We start from the raw sequence: 19,395 nt of genomic DNA, 5'->3' as shown, positions 1-19,395 counted from the left end.
CGGTTACCTCAGGAAAAGGATCATCACGGCGACCAGCCACTGCAGCGCCATCAGCGCGCCAGCTATCGCCAGGAAACGGCCAGCGCCACGGGCGCGGTCCACCATCGCCCGCCCGGTGCGCGCCTGCGGCACCCAGCCCAGCGCCACCAGCGCGGCATCGAGCCCGGCCAGGTCACGCGCCGTACAGGCGCCGGACAATGCATCGAACAGCTTGCGGTCGATTTCCACACGCACCAGCAGCCATAGCTGCACCGCGCCGGCCAGCGCCGCACCAGCACCGGCCAACAGCCACGCACTGCCGTTGCGCGCCATGATGCCGGCCAGGCACGCGTTGACAAGCGCCAGCACCAGACCGGCCATGTTCAACCGTGCGGCGGCACGCAGCGATGCCGCCGTGGCGTGGGCCAGCCAGCCGTCGTCATGCGTGAGGTCGGCGTCGTTCATGCCTGGTCTCCTGCCATAAAGCGTTCAAGGGCGGCAACGCTGGCGGGCCCCAGCACCACCGGCCGCGCGGCGCGCAACTGCGCTAGCACCATCCCGGCATCGCGCTCGCCGCGATGCGTGGCCAGCCAGCAGGCCGCCACCAGCGCACTGCGCGAATAGCCCAGCGCGCAACACACCAGCACCGTCTTGCCGTTGGCGTGCCATGCCGAGATCTGCCCGACCGCCGCCCGCAATTGCGCCTGGCTGGGCACGGTCAGGTCGAGCACGGGAATGCAGCGGTAGTCCGCCACGCCGGGCCGAACCGGAAACTCCGCCGTGAGGTCCAGCAGCGCATCGGCGCCGGCCTGCTGCAATTCAGCGCGCCCCGGCAGCCGGCCGATCCACACGCCGTCGGCCACATGGCTCACCGCGTCATGGCGACGCGTCCACCAACGCGTGTTCAGGAAGGCCCCGCCAAGATATGGCGCCAGCATCCACCATGCCGCCATCGGCATCCGGCCGTCATCGGCCTTGCCAAACCGTTCGGGACGCCCCGAGCGATACACCAGCGCCACGCACAGCAGCGCCAGCGCCACCCACGTGATCAGCAGCCATGCGGTGACCGACCACGGCAGCACCGCAAGCGACAGCAGCCACGCCAGCCCGGCACCGGCGCCGTAGCGGCGGGCCAGCGTGCGCGTGCGCGGATCCGGCGAGGCTGCCGCCACGCCGACCGCAAGCTGCGCGTGCTCCGGCGCCGCCAGTGCAGCCGGCAGCGGAAACGCGAACACGCAAAGCCAGCCAACGAGCCAGCCCGTGGGAATATCGATCAGGTGATGCTGGTAGGTGGTCAGCACCGAGATGCCGATCAACGCGAACCACGCATGCAGCCCCCAGCGCCAGCGCCGCGACAGGTGCATGGCGTAGGCCACCCAGAGGATAACCAGCAGGCTGATGTGCAGCGACGGCGCCTGGTTGAACGGCTTGTCGAAGCCGCCCAGCAGCGTGAACAGGTGCCCCGGCCAGCCATCCGTGGCGGGGCGCTCGAACGCAAACCGCAGCGGAAACGCGATGAAGCAGGCCACCGATATCAGTTGCGCCGCCAGCAGGCGCTTGACGTGCGCAAGCAACCCCTCGCGCGTGCGCCACAGGAAGAACGAGATCGCGTACAGCAGGTCGATCGACCAGTACGGAATGATGGTCCACGGTATGAATGGAATCTGGCGCTCCCATTCGTAGTGGAAGAAAGGCACGTCGCTGCGCAGGCTGGCCAGCCAGTTGGCCAGCCCGTACGACCCGAAGAACAGCGCGCCCATGCCCGCCAGCAGCAGGCAGGCCAGCCCCCACGGCCGCGGCGCGGGCGCCATGCCGGTGCCGCCGGCGTTCATCGCGGGCACGGGTTCGGCTGGCATCATGCGGCGTCGGGCGCCCGACGCGCCAGGCTGACCGTGAAAATGCCCCACGGGTCGATGCGCTGCGCAATCTTCTCGAATCCGGCTTCGCGCACCAGTTGGTCCATCTCCGCCTGCGAACGGCGGCGCATCACCCAGGCGGAGCCCGCACGATGACTGGTCAGCGCCCGCGCGATGAATTCGAGCTGCGGATGCCACGGTTGGCCCGTGTAGACCAGATAGCCGCCCGGCGGCACCGCGCGCGCCAGGCCGCCCAGCGAGCGCGCGATCATCTCGTTGTCACCAAACAGCTCGTAGAGCCCCGAGACGATGGCCAGCGTCGGCGGTGGCGCCAGCGCGGCCAGGTCGTCGCCATCGAACGCATCGCCCTTCTCGAACCGCGCGATGCCGGACAGCCCCTTGGCCTCGATCAGCACGCGACCCTGTTCCACGTTGATGTCGCTGTAGTCGCGCAGCAGGATCGACGCCACCGCCGCGCCGTTCAGGCGCCCCTTCTGCGACGCCAGCGCCTCCAGCACATAGCGGCCGTGCCCGGCGGCGATATCGACAATGCGCACCGGTTCGCCAGCGGCATGCAGCCGGGCGATGGCCTCCCCGATCAGTTCCTCGGCATGCACCTTGCGCTGGCGGATGCCGCGCCAGCCAATCGCATCTAGGTAGTTGCGGTCCATCATGCCGCCGATGCCGAAACGACCCGTGGCCTCGTTCCGGTACACGTAGTCGAGCGTCGACCCCGAGTCGAACCCGGTGGCATGCCCCAGCCGCACGCCCTCCGACAGCTTGCCGCCGAAGCGCAGTCCGGCGCGGGTCAGCGCCCAGTACATCGCGGCGGGGCTGCCCGCAGGCAGCGGCCGCGCCAGGCGATCGGACTCATCCTTGAACGGGCCGGAACGGTCGGCATGGCGCAGCGAAACCGGTTCCGACGGTGTGTCGAACTCGCGCACGATGAAGCGGCGTGCCGCCGTCACGGCGCGGGCACGGTCCAGTTCGCCGAGCGTGTCGTGGTAGAAGCCGTCGAGCACGACTTTTTCCTTGACGCGTGCGCCCAGGCGTTCGAAGAACGTGTCCTGCGGCTGCCGATGGACGACCCAGTCGGCGCCCGAGATCAGCAGTTGCGTGGGCACCGTGATCGCCGCGGCATCGGCCACGATGCGGTCGGCGGTCTCGTAGAGGTCCAGCAGCACGTTGACCGCGATGGGCCGCGTGATCAGCGGATCGGTGTCATAGCTGGCGATCCGCTCGGGATCGTGCGTCAGGAACTTGGCCTTGACGTAGCTGTTGACGAAGAACTTGCCGCGCAGCCGGTGCATCAGCTTCAGGCCCGGCCGCGCGAACGGCACGTACAGCTTGACCTTGAACGCCGGTGACGCCGCGATCAGGCAGCGGATCGGCGGCGCGTAGTCATGGACCCAGGTGGTAGCCAGCACCGCCCCAACGCTCTGCGCCACTACGGCCATGTCCCGCACCGCAATGCCATGCGTGGCCGCGATATGGTCGACAAAGGTCTGGATGTCGCGCACCGACGTGGCCAGGCCGGGGCTGTAGCCGCGTTCGCCCGGCGACCGGCCGTGGCCGCGCGCATCCCAGGCAAAGAAGGCATGCCCGGGCAGGTCGAATTCGTCGACCAGATGCGCCACGCGCCCCGAATGCTCGTGCCCGCGATGAAACAGCAGCACGGCGCCACGCAGTGAGGAATCCGTGGATGTGGAAGCGGAAGTGGAAGTGGAAACGGCCGGCCAGTACCGGTAGAACAGCGTCTGGCCATCGTGCGTCTCGAACTGCGATTCAGAAGGAATACGTGCCACGTGGCGTCACTCCGTAGTTGGCTTCCGTTGGCCGCGCGCTGCTTGCCCGGCGGCATTGGCTTCCTGCACTCCGCGCCGCACGCGCTGCACGATCGTCGCGATCGACAGCAGGCACAGCACGCCCCAGATCCACCCGCCATACTGCCCCGGGCCGAAGCCCAGACCCAGCCACAGCCCCAGCGCGCCCAGCACCAGCGCGCGGTCGCTCTTGCCCAGCGGACCGTCGTAGCGGCGGCTGGCGCCGGCCAGCGGGCCGATCAGGCCCGCGCACTCGACCACCACGGCCAGCACCGCAAACGGCACCACGACCGTGCCGAACGGCAGTACGAAGGGAATCACCAGGGCGAGATCCGACACGATGTCGCCCAGTTCGTTGAGATAGGCGCCCAGCGCGCTCTGCTGGCCGTGCTCGCGCGCCAGCATTCCGTCGATGGCGTTCAGCGCCATCCGCACGAACAGCCAGAGCGGCATCAGCAGGAAGATGCCGGGCAGCCAGACCAGCGCGCCCACCAGGCCGCCCACCACGATCGACCCCAGCGCCGCCACCGTGGTCACCTGGTTGGCGGTCACGCCGCGCTCGGCCAGCCGTTGCACGAACGGCCGCAGCCACGCCTGGAATCTCGGTTTTATCTGATAGAGGGTCATCGATATGCGGGCAAACGGCCGGGCAAACGGCGCGCCTGATCGCGGCGGCACCGGGTGGAACTGCGGGATGACAACGACGGGATGACTACAGCGGGACAACAGGTGAATCTTAGGTCGCTTTCGGCGATGCGCAACGCTATCACGAAAGAATCGCCGCCGATATCGGGCACCCACCTGAAACGCGCGCGTCAACCCGTTGCCGTCAAACCCCAGCCATCACTCCCCAACCGCCTATTTGAAGCTCTTCCTTCATCAGCGCCGCGATGCTGCGCCGGCGGTCCTCCTCCATGCGCGACCGGATGGCCCCCACGCTCAGCGCCGCGTAGGTGCCCGGCGTGACCTGGAAGGCCATGCCGACGCCGCTAACGCCGGTGGCCACGAGGTTGTCGGTACAGGCATAGCCTTGCTGGCGGATCTGCGCGCTCTGCCGGCGCAGATGGGCCAGCGTGCTGCGCTCGGGCGGCAGTTCGCCGGCATGGCGGGCGTGGAAGGCTTCCAGCTCGGCGTCGCTCAGCGTCGACATCAACGCGGTGCCTGCCGATCCCACGCCCAGCAACCGCAGGCCGCCCACCTGCAGCACCAGCGCCTTGATCGGGAACGCGCCCTGCTCGTAGTGCACGCAGTGCGCATAGTCGCCGTTGCGCACCACCAGGTAGACGGTGTCCTCGGTGCGCCGGGCAATCCGGATCATCGTCGGGCGGCACCGCTCCATGATCGGAATGCGGCTCATGGTGGCCAGCCCCAGTTGCATCGACTCCAGGCCAAGCCGGTAGAGCTTGCCCTCGTCGCGCGCCACCATGCCGCTCTGCACCAGTGATCCCAGCAGCCGGTAGGCCGTGGCGCGGTCCAGCCCGGTGGCCGCCACCAGCGACGCCAGCGAGATGCCGCGCTCGTGGTTCAGGCCCACCAGCTTGAGCAGGTCGATGGCCCGCCCCACGGCCTGCGCGCCGCGTACGGCTGCCGGCCGGTCGCCCACCACGTCGCCACTATTCACAATGTGAACTCCATTAAAACCCCAGTTTGCGGTCTTCTTGTCGCGGTGCCGCGCCCTTGCATGATCGCGACGTTCACATTGTGAACGAATCGGCAATCGATGTTTTACCACGGCGCCGCTGGCTGGGGATACTGTGCCTGACACAGATAGCAGCACAAAACTACAGACATTCGTGGAGACAAGATGAAACGCGCACATTGCATCGTCGCCGCCTGCCTGGCGCTGCTGGCGCCGGCCAGCGGGTTCGCCCAGCCGGACGCCTATCCCTCCCGCCCGGTCAAGCTGCTGGTGGGCTACCCGCCCGGCGGCGCCTCCGACACCATCAGCCGCATCGTCGGGGCCGAACTGTCCAAGCTGAACGGCCAGTCGTTCGTGATCGAGAACCGGCCGGGCGTTGGCGGCATGCTGGCCATGGGCATGGTCGCCAAGGCGCCCGCCGACGGCTACACGCTGGGCCTCGCGGTCAGTGGCACGCTGACCACCGGCCCGCATCTGCAGAGCGCCAAGCTGTACGACCCGCTGAACGACTTCGAATCCGTCGGCATGGTGGCCAAGGCGCCGATGGTGCTGCTGGCCGGCCCCGCCGCCGGTTACGACAACGTCGACGCCGTGGTGCGCGATGCCAGGAAGCGCCCGGGGCAGCTGATGTTCGCGTCGGGCGCGCAGGCGTTCGAGCTGGCGCTGCAACTGTTCAAGACCAAGGCCGGCGTGGACATCACCACGGTGTCCTACCAGGGCGGCGCGCCCGCCTCCATCGACGTGATGTCGGGCCGCGCCCAGCTCATGGTCGACACCATCGGCGCGCAGCAGGAGAACATCAAGGCCGGCAAGCTCAAGGCGCTGGCCGTGCTGGACAGCACGCGCTCGCCCATCGCCCCCGATGTGCCGACCATGGCCGAGGCCGGCGTCAAGGGCTACGAGGCGCTGGGCTGGACCGCGCTGGTGGCGCCCAAGGGCACGCCGCCGGCCGTCGTCCAGAAGCTCAACACGCAGTTGCAGGAAGTGCTGAAGATGCCGCAGGTCAAGCAGAAGCTCGATGCGCTGGCGTTCGAACCGTGGCCCAGCACGCCGCAGTTCATGCAGAAGACCGTGGCCGCCGAGTACGCCAAATGGGGCGAGGTGGTGCGCGTGTCAGGCATGAAGGCCAAGTAAGTTCACAAGTAAGCCCCCTTTCCGCTTCCGATCCAGACAAACCTCCGGCGGCCGTACAGCGGCCAGCCGTGGGCCCCCTTTTGCCCGCAAAACCGACCAAGACCATGACTTCCACGCCCGACCTCGACTGGACCCGCCAACTTGACGCCGCGCTGCCCACCGCCAACGTGCCCACGCTGCTGATGGTGCTGCTGCATCTGACCGGCGACCGGCGCTGGCTGACGGATCGCTACCAGTGCACGCACATTCGCGGCATCGACGACCACGACTCGGGCGGGCTCACCGCCGAGGTCCAGCAGGAAGTGCGCGACGCCGCGCGCGACGCGCTGTTGGCCTGGAAGGCCGGGCAACCCGCTGCGCTGCCGGCGCCGGAGCTGGACGCACTGATCGAGATGATGCGGCGCAGCGTGGGCGAAGACGTGCCCGACTCCTATGGCCCGATGGTGGGTGCCTGGCTGGGGCTCGATCGCGAATTCCGCATCGACCAGCGCGGCGAATACCTCGTGCCGGGAAATTTCCACGTGGTGGTGATCGGCGCCGGCGTGGCGGGCCTGTGCGCGTCGATCCGGCTGGCCGGCGCCGGCATTCCGCATACGGTCATCGAGAAAAACGCCGAAGTCGGCGGCACGTGGTACGAGAACCGCTATCCCGGCGCGGGCGTCGACACACCGAACCACATCTATTCCTACTCGTTCGCCAAGACCGACTGGACGCGTTACTTCGCGCTGCGCGAAGAGATCCAGGCGTACTTCGTCGAGGTATCGCACCGCTTTGGCGTGCGGCCGCATATCCGCTTCGAGACCAAGGTCGATTCGGCGGTCTACAACGAGAAAGGGATGGACTGGACGGTCCGGGTGTCCGATGCCGACGGCAACCCCGACGTGCTGCGCGCCAACGTGGTGATCAGCGCGGTGGGGCTGCTGAACGTGCCCAAGATGCCCGACATCGCCGGGCTCGACACCTTCGAAGGGCCCTGCTTCCACAGCGCGCGCTGGCCCAAGGGCCTCGACGTGCGCGGCAAGCGCGTGGCCGTGATCGGCAATGGCGCCAGCGCCATGCAGATCGTGCCGGCCATCGCGCCGCAGGTGGCGCAGGTCACCGTGTTCCAGCGCTCCAAGCAATGGGCGGCGCCGTTCGAGCGCTTCCAGAAACCCGTGCCCGAGGCCGCGCGATTCCTGCTACGCGAGGTGCCGTACTACCAGCCGTGGTATCGCCAGCGCCTGGCGTGGATCTTCAACGACCGTATCCATGCGTCGCTGCAGATCGATCCGGAATGGCCGCACCCCGAGCGCTCGATCAACCGCCGCAACGACAAGCATCGCGAGTTCTTTGTCGACTACGTCAAGCAGGAGCTGGGCAACCGCCAGGAACTGCTGGCCGATGTGCTGCCCGACTATCCGCCGTTCGGCAAGCGCATGCTGATGGATAACGGCTGGTTCCGCACCGCCACGCGCGACAACGTGCGCATCGTCAACGACGGCATCGCCCGAGTCGACGGCAACGCTGTGGTCACCGCCGACGGCCAGCGCCACGAGGCCGACATCCTGGTGGTCTGCACCGGCTTCGACGCGGTGAACCTGCTCTCCTCGTTCCGCTTGCTGGGCCGTGGCGGCCGCAACGTGCGCGAGCACTGGGACGCCCAGGGCGCGCAAGCCTACCTGGGCGTGGCCACGCCGGGCTTTCCGAACTTCTTCATGCTGGCCGGCCCCAATACCGCGCTGGGCCACGGCGGCAGCGTGGTGGCGCTGCTGGAAACCCAGGTGCAGTACGTGATGTCGCTGCTCAAGGCGGCGATGAACACGCACCGCGACGGCTTCGAGATGGAAGTCCGCCAGGACGTGCACGACCGCTACAACGTCCGCGTGCAGGACGCCCACGCGCGCATGATCTGGACCCACAAGGGCATGTCCAACTGGTATCGCAACGGCAAGGGCCGCGTGGTGGCGCCCACGCCGTTCCGCAACGACGACTACTGGCACATGACCCGCAAGTCCGGGTTGGCCGACTACGTGGTGCGCAGCCCCGACACACAGGGAACGCAGGCCGCGCCGCGAGAACGCGTGGAAGGAGCCGCATGATGACCCCCGACGGCATCCAGCCGGGCCCGCATATGCTCAGCGGCCTGCGCATCCTGGACCTCGGCACGATGGTGGCCGGCCCCGTGGCGGCCACGCTGTTCGCGGACTTTGGCGCCGAAGTGATCAAGGTCGAGGTACCTCGGCGCGGCGACACCGTGCGCGACCTCGGGCCCTTTGTCGACGGCCAGTGCCTGTACTGGAGCGTGGAAAACCGCAACAAGAAGTCGGTCACACTGGACCTGCGCCGGCCCGAAGGTCGCGACCTGCTGCTGCAGCTTGTGGAGCATGCCGACGCGCTGGTCGAGAACTTCCGCCCCGGCACACTCGAAAAATGGCGCCTGGGCTGGGACACACTGAAGGCGCGCAACCCGAAGCTGATCATGCTGCGCATCTCGGGCTTTGGCCAGAGCGGCCCCTATCGCGAGCGCGCCGGCTACGACCGCATCGCGCTGGCCTTTGGCGGCCTGATGGGCATCACGGGCTTTCCGGATCGGCCGCCCGTGCGCATTGGCACGTCGATTGCCGACTACCAGTCGGCAATCCTGGGCGCGTTCTCGCTGATGATGGCCATCTACCACCGCGACATGCACGGCGGCGAAGGGCAGCAGATCGACCTGGCCATGTACGAATCGATCATCCGCTTCACCGAGGTGCTGGTGCCTGCTTACGACCGCCTGGGCACCGTGCGCGAACGCCGGGGCAACAAGCACTTCGCGGCGGCGCCGGGCGAGCACTTCCGCACGTCCGACGGGCGCTACATGATCCTGACCGTGTCCGCCGATGCCGGCTTCCAGCGCCTGGCGCAGGTGATGGGCCGTGCCGACTGGCTGGCCGATCCGCGCTTTGCCACGCACGAGCAGCGCTGGCAGCACGTGGACGAACTGAACGCGGCACTGGCCGCGTGGATCGAAGCCCAGCCCGTGGAACAGCTCTGCGCCAGCCTGGACGAAGCGCGTCTGGCCTATTCGTTCATCTACAGCATCGAGGACATCATGAACGATCCGCACTACCAGGCGCGCGGCACCATCGCGTCGGTGCCCGATCCGCATATCGGCCCGGTGAAGATGGCGGGCGTGATCCCGAAATTCCCCGACCGCGCCGAGAAGCCGATCGAACCCGCGCCCGACCTGGGCCAGCACAACGCCGCCATCTATGGCGACCTGCTGGGCATGTCCGAGCAGGACCTGGCCACGCTGGCCGAGGCGGGGGTCATATGAGCCGCGCCGTGGTGCTGGGCGGCGGCGGCGTGGCGGGCATCGCGTGGGCCACGGGCGTGGCCGCGGGCATGGCTCGCCAGGGGGTGGACATCGCGCAGGCCGATGCCATCGTCGGCACATCGGCCGGGTCCGTGGTGGGCGCGCAGATCGCGTCCGGCATCGGCCTGGAAATCCTGCAGGCCGGACAACTGGTGCCCGCTTCGCAGTCGCGCGAACTGGTGCGGCGCTACTCGCAGGCCGAGGCCGACGCACGCAACCGCGAGCTGATGCAGAAGGTGTTTGGCGATGTGGGTGCGGCCCGGCGGCGTATCGGCGCCTACGCATTGCGTAGCGAGACGGTGCCGCTGGAAACACGCCGCGAGATCATCGCGGCCCGCCTGCCACGCGCCGCCTGGCCCGATCGCGCGCTGCGCGTGGTGGCCGTCGACACCCAGACCGGCGAGCACGCGGTGTTTCACCAGCACAGCGGCGTGGAGCTTGTGGATGCGGTGGCCGCCAGTTGCGCCGTGCCCGGAAGCTGGCCAGCGGTGCCGCTCAACGGGCGTACGTACATGGACGGCGGCATCCGGTCGCTGACCAATGCCGATCTGGCGCCGCCGGCAAAAAGCGTGATCGTGATCGCGCCGCTTGGCTATGCGGACGGCAATCCGGTCAGCGGCCATCTGCGGGCCGAGATATCGACGCTGGAGTCGCGCGGCGCCAGGGTGGTCGTGATCGTCCCCGATGCGGAGTCGCTGGAAGCGATGACCGACAACGTGCTCGACCCTTCGCGCTGCGTGCCGAGCGCCAACGCCGGGCTGGCGCAGGGCTTGCGCATCGCCGGCACGGTCGCGCCGGTCTGGAACCGCTGACGAACGCTTCAGCGCTGCAGGTAGGCCGCCGCGCCCGCGCCGGCCACCCGGCCACTGGCAAAGCACGCGGTCAGCAGGTAACCGCCCGTGGGCGCTTCCCAGTCGAGCATTTCCCCGGCGCAGAACACGCCTGGCAGCGCATCGAGCATCAAATGGCCGTCCATCGCCTCGAAGCGCACGCCGCCGGCCGAGCTGATGACTTCGTCGATGGGCCGCGCGCGCACCAGCCGCAATGGCAGCGCCTTGATCGCCGCCGCCAGCGCCACGGGGTCGTGCATCGCGTCCTTCGACAGCGCCTCGCGCAGCAGCCGTGCCTTGACGCCGGTAATGCCGAGCCGGCTCTGCAGGTGGCTGGACACCGAGCGCGAGCCGCGCGGGCGACCCACCTCGGCGGCCACATCCTCGGCTGAGCGTCCCGGCGCCAGGTCCAGCGTGATCGTCGCAAACCCGTTGGCGTCGATCAGGTCGCGAATCGGCGCGGACAGCGCATAGACCAGGCTGCCTTCGATGCCCGTTTCGCTGATCACGAACTCGCCCTGGCGGTGCAGCGTCGTGCCATCGAGGGTGGTCACGCCGATGGCCACCGGCTTCACGGGGTCTCCCGCATGCTGGGACTGGAACAGCGCGCTCCATTCGATATCGAAGCCGCAGTTGGCGGGCCGCAGCGGCGCCACGTCGACGTCGCGCGCCGCCAGCACCGGCACCCACGCGCCATCAGAACCCAGGCGCGCCCAGCTACCGCCGCCCAGCGCCAGCACCACGGCGCGCGCCGCCACTTCCACCTCGCCGTCGCGGGTGGCGAAACGCAGGCCATGCCAGCCATCGGCCGATCCGGTAAAGCCAAGCCAGCGGTGCCGCACGTTGACGCGCACGCCCGACTCCCGCAGCCGGTGCAACCACGCACGCAGCAGCGGCGCGGCCTTCATGTCGGTGGGGAACACGCGCCCCGAACTGCCGACGAACGTGTCGATGCCCAGCGCATGCACCCAGGCGCGCAGCGTGCCGGCGTCGAACGTGTCGAGCAGCGGGCCGATCCGGTCAGCGCGCGCGCCATAGCGGCCCAGGAACGCGTCGGCCGCCTCGGCATGGGTGATATTCATGCCGCCCTTGCCGGCCATCAGGAACTTGCGTCCCACCGACGGCATGGCGTCGTAGACGTCGACCGGCACGCCCTGCGCGGCCAGCATCTCGGCCGCCATCAGGCCGGCCGGTCCCCCGCCAATCACGATGGCGCCGGGGTGGCGGATGGGGTCGACGGCAGGAACAGCAGGCATGGCGTGGTGGGGCTGGCAGATGGCCGGCGAATTATAAGGGGAGAGCCTTTGGAAAACGGCAGGCACCCCGGCCGACGCTTTTTCCTTTTCGCATAATTGTCTTTTGATAATTTGTGAATAATTAATCACACGATCCGTGTCGTTAATCCGTGCATCTCTTCCCCCTCTCTCACGGATGGATCAACGATGAGTTCTGTCTCCTCCCTCGGTACTGCCGCCGGTTTCGACCTGAACCAGATTCTTGCCTCCAAGGAACGCAGCGTCGCGGCCCGGCTCAACTTCTACGACCAGCAGGCCACGTCGTACAACGCCCGGCTGTCGGGCTATGCCAAGGTGCGTGGCAGCCTGGACAAGCTGGCCGACGCCGCCAGCGCCATCACCAAGCTCGGTAATTTCGACGCCCCCAAGAGCGGCGAACAGTCGTCCGCGGTCTCGGCGGTCAAGCAACTGGTGGATGCGTTCAACGCGGTACGCAGCGAGATCGGCGCCCAGGGCGCGGTCGGCACCGACAACACGGTGCGCGGCGCGCTGGTCGGCGACGCGTCGCTGCGCGCGATTTCCACGGCCCTGCAGGGTTCGCTCGACGGCGCGGACATGGCCAAGCTCGGCCTGTCCTTCGACAAGAACGGCAACCTGGCACTGGACAGCGCCAAGTTGGAAAAGGCCCTGAAAGACGACCCCGAGGCGGTTAAGACCCTGCTCCAGGGCAAAGACCGCGATGGCGGGATCGGCAAGGCGATCTCCGATGTGGTGGCGGCCGTGACCAAGCCCGGTGGCTACCTCGACAAGGCTGCAAGCCAGGTCAAGGGCGACCTGCGCAACCTCGCGGGCCGCCAGGCCGATGAGGCGACCCGTGCCGTGGCCTTGATGGAAACCTACCGCATCCAGTACACGCGGCTCGACATGCTGATCAACAACAGCAACTCGGCCAACGCGTTCTTTTCCGGCCAGGTGGCATTGCTGCGCGGACGCTGAGGCGGGCGCGTAGCGCTAGCGGCGCGCGATTGTTGCCATTCACTCGACACACTGGGCCAGGCAGGCGGCTTGTGTGCTGCGGCGCGGCAAAACTAACATCGCGCGTCGCCAATGTCGCAAGGGGTTGCTTCGGATGGACAAGTTCCGAGCCATGTCAGTCTTCAAAAGAATCGTCGAGGCCGGCAGTTTCAGCCGCGCCGCCGATTCGCTGGGCATGGCGCGGGGCTCCGCCACCCGGCTGATACAGGAACTGGAAGCCGCGCTGGACGTGCGGCTGATCCATCGGTCCACCCGCAGCCTGCGCCTGACGCCAAAGGGCGCGGTCTACTATGGCCACTGCGTCACCATCCTGGCCGCCGTCGACCAGGCCGAGGCGGGCTTTCGCAACGCCGAGCGCGGGCCGCAAGGCCGGCTGCGCATCGCCCTGCCGGACTCGCTCGGGCGACGCGTCATCATGCCGTCCCTGCCGTCGTTTCATGCGCAGCATCCCGATATCGAACTCTCGATGCACTTTGGCGAGCACCGGCCCGACATGGTGCAGGATGGCATCGACTGCGCGATCCGCATCGGCGAACTCGAAGACTCGTCGCTGACCGCACGCCGCATCGGACGCTATCCGTACGTGACGGCGGCCAACCCCGCCTACCTGGCGCGCTTCGGCACCCCATCGCACCCCGACAGCCTGCAGGCACATCACGCCGTGAACTATGCCGTTCCCGGCGCGTCCCCAGGGCTGACGTTCCTGGCGAACGGCAGGCCGAGGGTGGTGCGCGTGCCGTCACGGCTTTCCACGGACGACAGCGAGGCGCACCTGCAAAGCGGACTGCTCGGGCTCGGCCTGATTCAGGTGCCGCTGCTGCTGGCGATGCCGCATCTGGAGCGCGGCGAGCTTGCCGAAGTCCTGCCCGATTTCCGGCCGCCTGCGCCAGCGTTGTCGGCCATCTTCTCCCGCCCGAACCTGTCGCCGGCACTGCGCGTGTTCATCGACTGGGTGGACGACGTCTGCAAGGGGAACGGCGTCGTGGCCGATGCCGCCGAGCCATCGAATGGATGATGCGCTCCGGCTTCACACTCAGGTTTCCACCGTCGGCACGTCGAGCGCCTCCAGCAGCGCGCGCACCTTGGCCGGGACGAGCCTGCGCGCCGGCGTCAGCGCGTACACCTTGAGCGGCGACGACAACTGCTGGGGAAACAGCCGGACCAGGCTGCCACGCCGGAGTTGTTCCTCGACGTAGGCCGGCAGCAATCGCACCACCCCCAGGCCATCGGTGGCGGCCCGCACCCGGATCTCCACGTTGTAGGTGCGAATGGTCGGCGTCAACGCGATTCGCTCCACCTCCTGGCCGTCTTCGAGCAGATCCCAATAGTCGTCGTCCATGTCGACGATGGTCGGCCACGACGCGATGTCCTGGAGCTTGCGGGGCAGGCCGCGCCGGCTGATCATCTCCGGCGCCGCGAAGAACGCCCGCTCCATGGCCACCACGCGCTTGCTGACCAGCGAGCTGTCCGGCAGGCGTGCGTCGGTCTTCACGAATGCAACGTCGTAGCGCTGCTCCAGCAGGTTGGGAATCTTGCGCGTATCGTCGATCTCGACCTTCAGTTCCGGATGCGCCTTGAGCAGCTTGCCCAGCGCCGGGGCCAGGTGAAGCCATCCGGTTTCATAAGGCGCCGCCAGCCGCAGCGTTCCGGAGACTTTCTGCCGGTTCGACCTGGCATCGTTGTCCGCTTCCCGCAACTCGTTGAGCAGCGGCTGGATGCGGGCGTAGAGTGTCTCGCCAAAATCCGTCACGCGGATCTTGCGGGTCGTCCGGTCGAGCAACCGGTTGCCCAGCCGCGCTTCGAGCCGCGACAGCGAAAGACTGATCGATGATTTGGGAATTCCCGTCAGGTCGCTGGCACCGGTGAAACTCCCGGCCTCCACCACCCGGCAGAAGTTGTCCCAGTCGTTCCAGTAGGCGGGTTCATCGGATCTCTTGTGGAGCATGTTTCCATACGGCATCCCGGGCCGCCTCGTTCGTTGACATCGCCGAACTTCCTGCGAGCCGGCACCTGATCCATGGTACGAACGCATGGCCGCCTTCGCCCGAACATCCATCGCCCTGCCTGGCCAGTCTGTTCACGATTTGCGCCATCGCGCCGGATGCGCGGCAGGCAGCGGGGCGGCGGCGGACGCAATGGCCCGATGTATGTCGCTTTTGGCCAGATATCGTCTTTTTTTCCTGGCACTTACCACCTTCGTTTCACTACCATCTTCGTCATGGGAGCAACGTTCCGCCACACGCTCCCGCAAACAAGAAATCCGGTCCCACCCGTAGCAGGAGGAGTTTCAAGAATGAAAAAAGTCATTGCGGTGATTGCCACATCCGTCGCCGCCAATGCGGTCTGTGCGCAGACGAGCGTCACGCTGTACGGCATCGTCGACGCTGGCGTCGAGTACATCAACAACACAGGCGTGAACGGCAATAGTCTCGCCAGGGTCACTTCCGGCAACCAGTCCGGCTCGCGATGGGGGTTGCGCGGCGCCGAGGACCTGGGTAGCGGCATGCGGGCGATGTTCCAGCTGGAGAGCGGCTTCGATATCGACACCGGCAGTTCCGGGCAGAGCGGCCGGCTGTTTGGCCGCGATGCCTACGTTGGACTGGAAAGCCGGTTCGGCACGCTGCGCCTCGGGCGGCAGCAAACGTCGATTCGCGAGTTCGGCAGCACCTATGACCCGACCGTGATCGCCGACCGCTACGGCATGCTGGCCCAGGCGCCGGAGTTTGGCTCGCGCGCCGACAACACCATCAAGTACCTGGCCACGTTTGGCGGATTGAGCGCCCAGGCGTTCTACTCGTTCCAGTCCAATGGCGCGGAAGTCCCGGGCGCCAATGTGTTTGGCCGGGAGTTCGGCACCTTCATCAACTATGCGGCCGGCCCGTATGCGGTTGGCGTGGCCTACGACGACATCCATGTGGGAACGCCCGCCAACCAGGCGCCGGTCATCCGGCGCGTGTCGGTCGGGGGTACCTATTCGATTGGCGTCGCCAAGGTGTTTGCCGGCTACCGGCTGGCCAAGGCGTACGACGGCGCCAAGCTGACCGGTGCCCAGGCGCCGGACGCCGGGTCCAACTTCTACTGGCTCGGCATGACCTACAAGCTGACGCCGGCGCTGTCGCTGATGGGCGTTGCCTACTACCAGGACTTCCGCAAGACCGGGTCTGACCCGTGGCAGTTTGTCGTGACCGGCGACTACGCGCTGTCCAAGCGTACCGACGTCTACGTCTCGGCTTCCTACGCGCTGAACAAGGATAACTCCCAACTGGGGGTCAACGGCTTCAACAGCGGCACCGGCACCAGCGCGGTCTATAACGTGCAGCCGGGCAAGGACCAATTCGGCGCGGTCATGGGCGTCCGTCACCGGTTCTGACGGCATCTGTTTTATTTCGGTGGTCTGACACTTTCCTCCGATTGGCGTGGTGGCTCGTTTGGCACCACGCTTTTTTCTTTTGTTGGTCTGCTCCCCTCTCCCGCGATGGATTGCTCCCCTCTCCCGGAGGGTCCCGGAGGGAGAGGGGAGCAAAACCGAGGGGAGAGATAATCGACACGCTTGCATGCCAATAGATATTTCCAGAGAATCCGAAGCATTCCTTTCACCTGCAGAGAGAATCCGATGAACCTGTTCGAGTCGATGTCGCTCCTGGTGGCCGTGGTCGACGCGGGCAGTTTTTCGTCGGCGGCGCGCCGCCTGGCCATGCCGCTGCCAACCGTCAGCCGCAAGGTGGCGGATCTGGAAGCGCACCTCAAGACAAGATTGCTGCACCGCACGACGCGCAAGCTGTCGCTGACGGAGGCCGGGGTCGCGTACGTCGAGGCCAGCCGCCGCATTCTTGAACAGGTGGGCGAGGCCGAGCGCACCGCTGTCGGAGAGCACGTGTCGCCGCGTGGCGAGCTGGTGATAACCGCCCCGGTGAACTTCGGCAGATTGCATGTGGTGCCGGTTATCGCGGAATTCCTGGCCGAGTATCCCGAGATCAACATCAACCTGGCGCTCACGGATCGCGTGGTCCACCTCATGGACGAACATGCCGACGTCGCCATCCGGATCGGGGAGCTGCCCGACAGTACCTTGTTCGCCACCCGCGTGGGCAGTGTGCGCCGGGTGGTGTGCGGCAGCCCCGCCTATCTGGAAGCTCGTGGCGTACCCGCCACCCCGGACGACCTCGCCGCGCATCAATGCGTGACATTCGAGGTCATGGCATCGATGCGCGCCTGGGTGTTCGGCACCGGACGACGCGAAATCTCGGTGCCCGTACGGTCAAGGTTTTCTGTGAATACGGCGGAAGCCGCCATTGCGGCGGCAAAGCTTGGGGTGGGATTGATCCGGGTGCTGTCATACCAGGTCAACGACGCCGTGCGCGATGGCAGCCTGAATGTCGTGCTCGAATCCTTCGAGTCGGCGCCGCTGCCGGTCAACCTGGTGCACAAGGGCAAGGCACCGCTACCGCTCAAGCTGCGGGCCTTCCTCGATTTCGTGACGCCGCGCCTGCGGGAGCGTACCGCCACGGCGCTGGCCGCCACCGCGGGCCATGGCCCCGCGGCGGCTGTCGGCTAGAACATGTCCGCTGCGGCCTGCTTAGGCGCCCCGTCGTCGGTCGACGCCATATCCTCGCGCGATGGAATGTACGGTCCCGTGATCATGCCGCCGTAGCTCTGGCCCGGCCCCACCATCGGAAACACGTCGGCATCCTCGTCGATCATCACCTCCAGGAAGGCCGGCCCCTTGAATTCGACAAAAGCCCGCAGCGCGTCTTCCAGCATGGCGTTGTCTTCCACCCGGCGCGCGAACTCGAAGCCGTCGGCCTGTGCCGCCTGGACGAAGTCCTTGCGGTGCAACGCCTTGTCGCTGACCATCATGCGCCCGTCGAAGAACAGCCGCTGCCATTGCCGGATCATGCCGTCGCCGCGATTGTTCATCAGCAGCACCTTGACCGGCACCCCGTACGTCGTCGCGGTTTCCATCTCGCCAAGGTTCATGCGGATGCTGCCATCGCCATCGATATCGATGACCAGCGCATCGGGCCGCGCGATCTGCGCGCCGATTGCCGCAGGCAGGCCAAAGCCCATCGTGCCCATGCTGCCCGACGTCAGGAAGCTGCGTGCCTCGTTAAACGGAAAGTACTGCGCCGCCCACATCTGGTGCTGACCCACGCCGGTACTGATGATTGCCCGCCCGCCGGTGATCTCGCCAAGCAGTTCCACCACGAAATGGGGCTGGATCCGGGGATTGGCGCGGTCATAGTTCATGCGATACCGGTGCTTCAGCTCCCCGATGTGCTGCAACCACGGCCGGTGCACCGGCTCCGCCGGCTCGTGGTCGAGCAACGACACCAGCGCGCGCCGCGCATCGCCCACATGACTCCAGTGCGACCGCTTGACCTTGTTGATCTCCGCCGCGTCGATGTCGATATGCGCCACGTAACGTGCGTTGGGGGCGAATGCATGGGGCCGGCCGCCCGCCACGCGATCGTCGAAGCGCGCGCCCACGGCGATCAGGAAGTCGCAGTCCTCCACGGCATAGTTCGCACTCGCCGCACCGTGCATGCCCAGCATGCCCAGGTAAAGCGGGTGCTTCGGCGGCATCACGCCGAGCCCCATCAGCGTGGAGACCACCGGAATCTGGAAGCGCTCGCAGAACTGGCGCAGCTCGGCGGTTGCGCTGGCGGTGATGATGCCACCGCCGACGTACAGCAACGGACGCCGGCTTTGCCGCAGCAACTCGAAGAACTTGTCGCGCTTCTTCCCTTCGAGCCGGTCGCCATGCGCCACGCGCCGCAGTCGCTCGGAGTACCCACGAAACTGCAACGAGCCATGCCCGAGGTACGGGCCGATCCAGTTCTGCACATCCTTCGGCACATCCACGACCACCGGCCCCGGGCGCCCCGTACGTGCCACTTCAAAGGCCGTGCGCAGCGTCTGTTCGAGCTTGAGCGGATCGGTCACCAGGAACACCTGCTTCGCGCACGCCGACATGATGTTGAAGACCGGCGCCTCCTGGAACGCATCGCTGCCGATGGCAGCACGCGGCACCTGGCCGCATATCAGCACCACCGGCACCGAGTCGCCATTGCAGTCGGCAATCGGCGTCACCGCATTGGTGGCGCCGGGTCCGGACGTCACCATGAATACGCCCACCTTGCCGCTGGCGCGCGCATAGCCGGCGGCCATGAATCCGGCCGCCTGCTCGTTGGCGGGCACGACCAGGTTGATCTGGCGCTCCGGCGTGGCCGCGTGCATGGCGTTGAAGCGGAACACCGCGTCGTACGTCGGCAGGATTGCCCCGCCGCTGTAGCCGAATACGGTATCGACACCTTGCTCGCTGAGAACGCGCAGGATGATATCGGCGCCCGACATCATTTCGGGCGGTGTCGCCGGTTTGGCGGCAACGGGGGACAGGGCTTGTGCGGGCTGGCTCACGGGTGACAGGCAAGAAGAAAACGGTACGGGCCATTGTGGCAACGAACCCTCCCTTGCGCCGATCCGGCAGTGCGTCTTGCAGGCCAAAAACGAGCGATTTCTGGCCAACGGTA

The 19,395-nt window shown here is 67.2% G+C and carries 16 protein-coding genes; 8 read left to right on the top strand and 8 right to left on the bottom strand.

All coding sequences use genetic code 11. The features are described 5' to 3' along the window. Nucleotides 1-3: 3 nt before the first annotated feature. The 5 genes from MFF62_RS29495 to MFF62_RS29475 all read right to left on the bottom strand — a co-directional run bounded on the left by MFF62_RS29495 (nt 4) and on the right by MFF62_RS29475 (nt 5,279). Nucleotides 4-444 (bottom strand): hypothetical protein, encoded by a 441-nt coding sequence (locus tag MFF62_RS29495; RefSeq protein WP_238267445.1) that lies wholly within the window; start codon nt 442-444, stop codon nt 4-6. After that, nucleotides 441-1,835: a phosphatase PAP2/dual specificity phosphatase family protein gene (locus MFF62_RS29490; protein ID WP_238267503.1), complete on the bottom strand. Its 1,395-nt coding sequence runs from the start codon at nt 1,833-1,835 to the stop codon at nt 441-443. Before MFF62_RS29490 ends, MFF62_RS29495 begins: the two co-directional genes overlap by 4 nt. After that, nucleotides 1,835-3,640 (bottom strand): bifunctional alpha/beta hydrolase/class I SAM-dependent methyltransferase, encoded by a 1,806-nt coding sequence (locus MFF62_RS29485; RefSeq protein WP_238267443.1) that lies wholly within the window; start codon nt 3,638-3,640, stop codon nt 1,835-1,837. Before MFF62_RS29485 ends, MFF62_RS29490 begins: the two co-directional genes overlap by 1 nt. 6 nt (nt 3,641-3,646) lie before the next feature. Next, nucleotides 3,647-4,285, bottom strand: a complete 639-nt coding sequence (locus tag MFF62_RS29480) for a CDP-alcohol phosphatidyltransferase family protein (RefSeq protein ID WP_238267441.1) — start codon at nt 4,283-4,285, stop codon at nt 3,647-3,649. A 202-nt stretch (nt 4,286-4,487) separates the two neighbouring features. Then, entirely contained in the window at nt 4,488-5,279 is a 792-nt protein-coding gene (locus MFF62_RS29475) for an IclR family transcriptional regulator (protein ID WP_238267439.1), read from the bottom strand. 183 nt (nt 5,280-5,462) lie between these two features. Here MFF62_RS29475 and MFF62_RS29470 point away from each other — a divergent pair, with 183 nt between their 5' ends. The 4 genes from MFF62_RS29470 to MFF62_RS29455 all read left to right on the top strand — a co-directional run bounded on the left by MFF62_RS29470 (nt 5,463) and on the right by MFF62_RS29455 (nt 10,577). Then, entirely contained in the window at nt 5,463-6,431 is a 969-nt protein-coding gene (locus tag MFF62_RS29470; RefSeq protein ID WP_238267437.1) for a Bug family tripartite tricarboxylate transporter substrate binding protein, read from the top strand. Nucleotides 6,432-6,535: 104 nt separating this feature from the next. After that, nucleotides 6,536-8,509, top strand: a complete 1,974-nt coding sequence (locus MFF62_RS29465) for a flavin-containing monooxygenase (protein WP_238267435.1) — start codon at nt 6,536-6,538, stop codon at nt 8,507-8,509. After that, nucleotides 8,506-9,726 carry a CaiB/BaiF CoA transferase family protein gene (locus tag MFF62_RS29460; protein WP_238267433.1) on the top strand — a complete coding sequence of 407 codons (1,221 nt, stop codon included), beginning with the start codon at nt 8,506-8,508 and terminating at the stop codon, nt 9,724-9,726. Before MFF62_RS29465 ends, MFF62_RS29460 begins: the two co-directional genes overlap by 4 nt. Beyond that, on the top strand, nt 9,723-10,577 hold the full coding sequence (locus tag MFF62_RS29455; protein ID WP_238267432.1) for a patatin-like phospholipase family protein: 855 nt from the start codon (nt 9,723-9,725) through the stop codon (nt 10,575-10,577). Before MFF62_RS29460 ends, MFF62_RS29455 begins: the two co-directional genes overlap by 4 nt. An 8-nt stretch (nt 10,578-10,585) precedes the next feature. Here MFF62_RS29455 and MFF62_RS29450 read toward each other — a convergent pair whose 3' ends face one another. Further along, the gene (locus MFF62_RS29450; protein ID WP_238267421.1) at nt 10,586-11,851 is read right to left on the bottom strand and encodes a TIGR03862 family flavoprotein; all 1,266 of its coding nucleotides are present in this window, start codon (nt 11,849-11,851) and stop codon (nt 10,586-10,588) included. Between the two features lie 186 nt (nt 11,852-12,037). Between MFF62_RS29450 and fliD the strand changes: the two genes are divergently transcribed. Beyond that, nucleotides 12,038-12,826 carry a flagellar filament capping protein FliD gene (fliD, locus tag MFF62_RS29445; RefSeq protein ID WP_238267418.1) on the top strand — a complete coding sequence of 263 codons (789 nt, stop codon included), beginning with the start codon at nt 12,038-12,040 and terminating at the stop codon, nt 12,824-12,826. A 151-nt stretch (nt 12,827-12,977) separates the two neighbouring features. Then, nucleotides 12,978-13,880, top strand: a complete 903-nt coding sequence (locus MFF62_RS29440) for a LysR family transcriptional regulator (protein ID WP_238267409.1) — start codon at nt 12,978-12,980, stop codon at nt 13,878-13,880. A gap of 18 nt (nt 13,881-13,898) precedes the next feature. Here MFF62_RS29440 and MFF62_RS29435 read toward each other — a convergent pair whose 3' ends face one another. Further along, nucleotides 13,899-14,810 carry a LysR family transcriptional regulator gene (locus MFF62_RS29435; protein ID WP_238267407.1) on the bottom strand — a complete coding sequence of 304 codons (912 nt, stop codon included), beginning with the start codon at nt 14,808-14,810 and terminating at the stop codon, nt 13,899-13,901. Between the two features lie 348 nt (nt 14,811-15,158). Between MFF62_RS29435 and MFF62_RS29430 the strand changes: the two genes are divergently transcribed. Further along, nucleotides 15,159-16,235, top strand: a complete 1,077-nt coding sequence (locus MFF62_RS29430) for a porin (RefSeq protein ID WP_238267405.1) — start codon at nt 15,159-15,161, stop codon at nt 16,233-16,235. 243 nt (nt 16,236-16,478) lie between these two features. Next, on the top strand, nt 16,479-17,420 hold the full coding sequence (locus MFF62_RS29425) for a LysR family transcriptional regulator (RefSeq protein WP_238267403.1): 942 nt from the start codon (nt 16,479-16,481) through the stop codon (nt 17,418-17,420). Here MFF62_RS29425 and ilvB read toward each other — a convergent pair. After that, nucleotides 17,417-19,219 (bottom strand): biosynthetic-type acetolactate synthase large subunit, encoded by a 1,803-nt coding sequence (ilvB, locus tag MFF62_RS29420; protein ID WP_238267502.1) that lies wholly within the window; start codon nt 19,217-19,219, stop codon nt 17,417-17,419. The genes MFF62_RS29425 and ilvB overlap by 4 nt on opposite strands. Nucleotides 19,220-19,395 lie beyond the last annotated feature (176 nt).

The sequence above is a fragment of the Cupriavidus pauculus genome (assembly GCF_022179805.1).
Classification (GTDB): Bacteria; Pseudomonadota; Gammaproteobacteria; order Burkholderiales; family Burkholderiaceae; genus Cupriavidus; species Cupriavidus pauculus_E.
This window is presented reverse-complemented; position numbering and strand designations above follow the sequence as displayed.

What these genes read in the sequence shown, in the direction of transcription:
- MFF62_RS29440 (WP_238267409.1), top strand. Translation starts at nt 12,978, where the DNA reads ATGTCAGTCTTCAAAAGAATCGTCGAGGCCGGCAGTTTCAGCCGCGCC.
- MFF62_RS29480 (WP_238267441.1), bottom strand. Translation starts at nt 4,285, where the DNA reads ATGACCCTCTATCAGATAAAACCGAGATTCCAGGCGTGGCTGCGGCCG.
- MFF62_RS29455 (WP_238267432.1), top strand. Translation starts at nt 9,723, where the DNA reads ATGAGCCGCGCCGTGGTGCTGGGCGGCGGCGGCGTGGCGGGCATCGCG.
- MFF62_RS29490 (WP_238267503.1), bottom strand. Translation starts at nt 1,835, where the DNA reads ATGCCAGCCGAACCCGTGCCCGCGATGAACGCCGGCGGCACCGGCATG.
- fliD (WP_238267418.1), top strand. Translation starts at nt 12,038, where the DNA reads ATGAGTTCTGTCTCCTCCCTCGGTACTGCCGCCGGTTTCGACCTGAAC.
- MFF62_RS29450 (WP_238267421.1), bottom strand. Translation starts at nt 11,851, where the DNA reads ATGCCTGCTGTTCCTGCCGTCGACCCCATCCGCCACCCCGGCGCCATC.
- MFF62_RS29495 (WP_238267445.1), bottom strand. Translation starts at nt 444, where the DNA reads ATGAACGACGCCGACCTCACGCATGACGACGGCTGGCTGGCCCACGCC.
- MFF62_RS29435 (WP_238267407.1), bottom strand. Translation starts at nt 14,810, where the DNA reads ATGCTCCACAAGAGATCCGATGAACCCGCCTACTGGAACGACTGGGAC.
- MFF62_RS29460 (WP_238267433.1), top strand. Translation starts at nt 8,506, where the DNA reads ATGATGACCCCCGACGGCATCCAGCCGGGCCCGCATATGCTCAGCGGC.
- MFF62_RS29425 (WP_238267403.1), top strand. Translation starts at nt 16,479, where the DNA reads ATGAACCTGTTCGAGTCGATGTCGCTCCTGGTGGCCGTGGTCGACGCG.
- ilvB (WP_238267502.1), bottom strand. Translation starts at nt 19,219, where the DNA reads ATGTCGGGCGCCGATATCATCCTGCGCGTTCTCAGCGAGCAAGGTGTC.
- MFF62_RS29465 (WP_238267435.1), top strand. Translation starts at nt 6,536, where the DNA reads ATGACTTCCACGCCCGACCTCGACTGGACCCGCCAACTTGACGCCGCG.
- MFF62_RS29470 (WP_238267437.1), top strand. Translation starts at nt 5,463, where the DNA reads ATGAAACGCGCACATTGCATCGTCGCCGCCTGCCTGGCGCTGCTGGCG.
- MFF62_RS29430 (WP_238267405.1), top strand. Translation starts at nt 15,159, where the DNA reads ATGAAAAAAGTCATTGCGGTGATTGCCACATCCGTCGCCGCCAATGCG.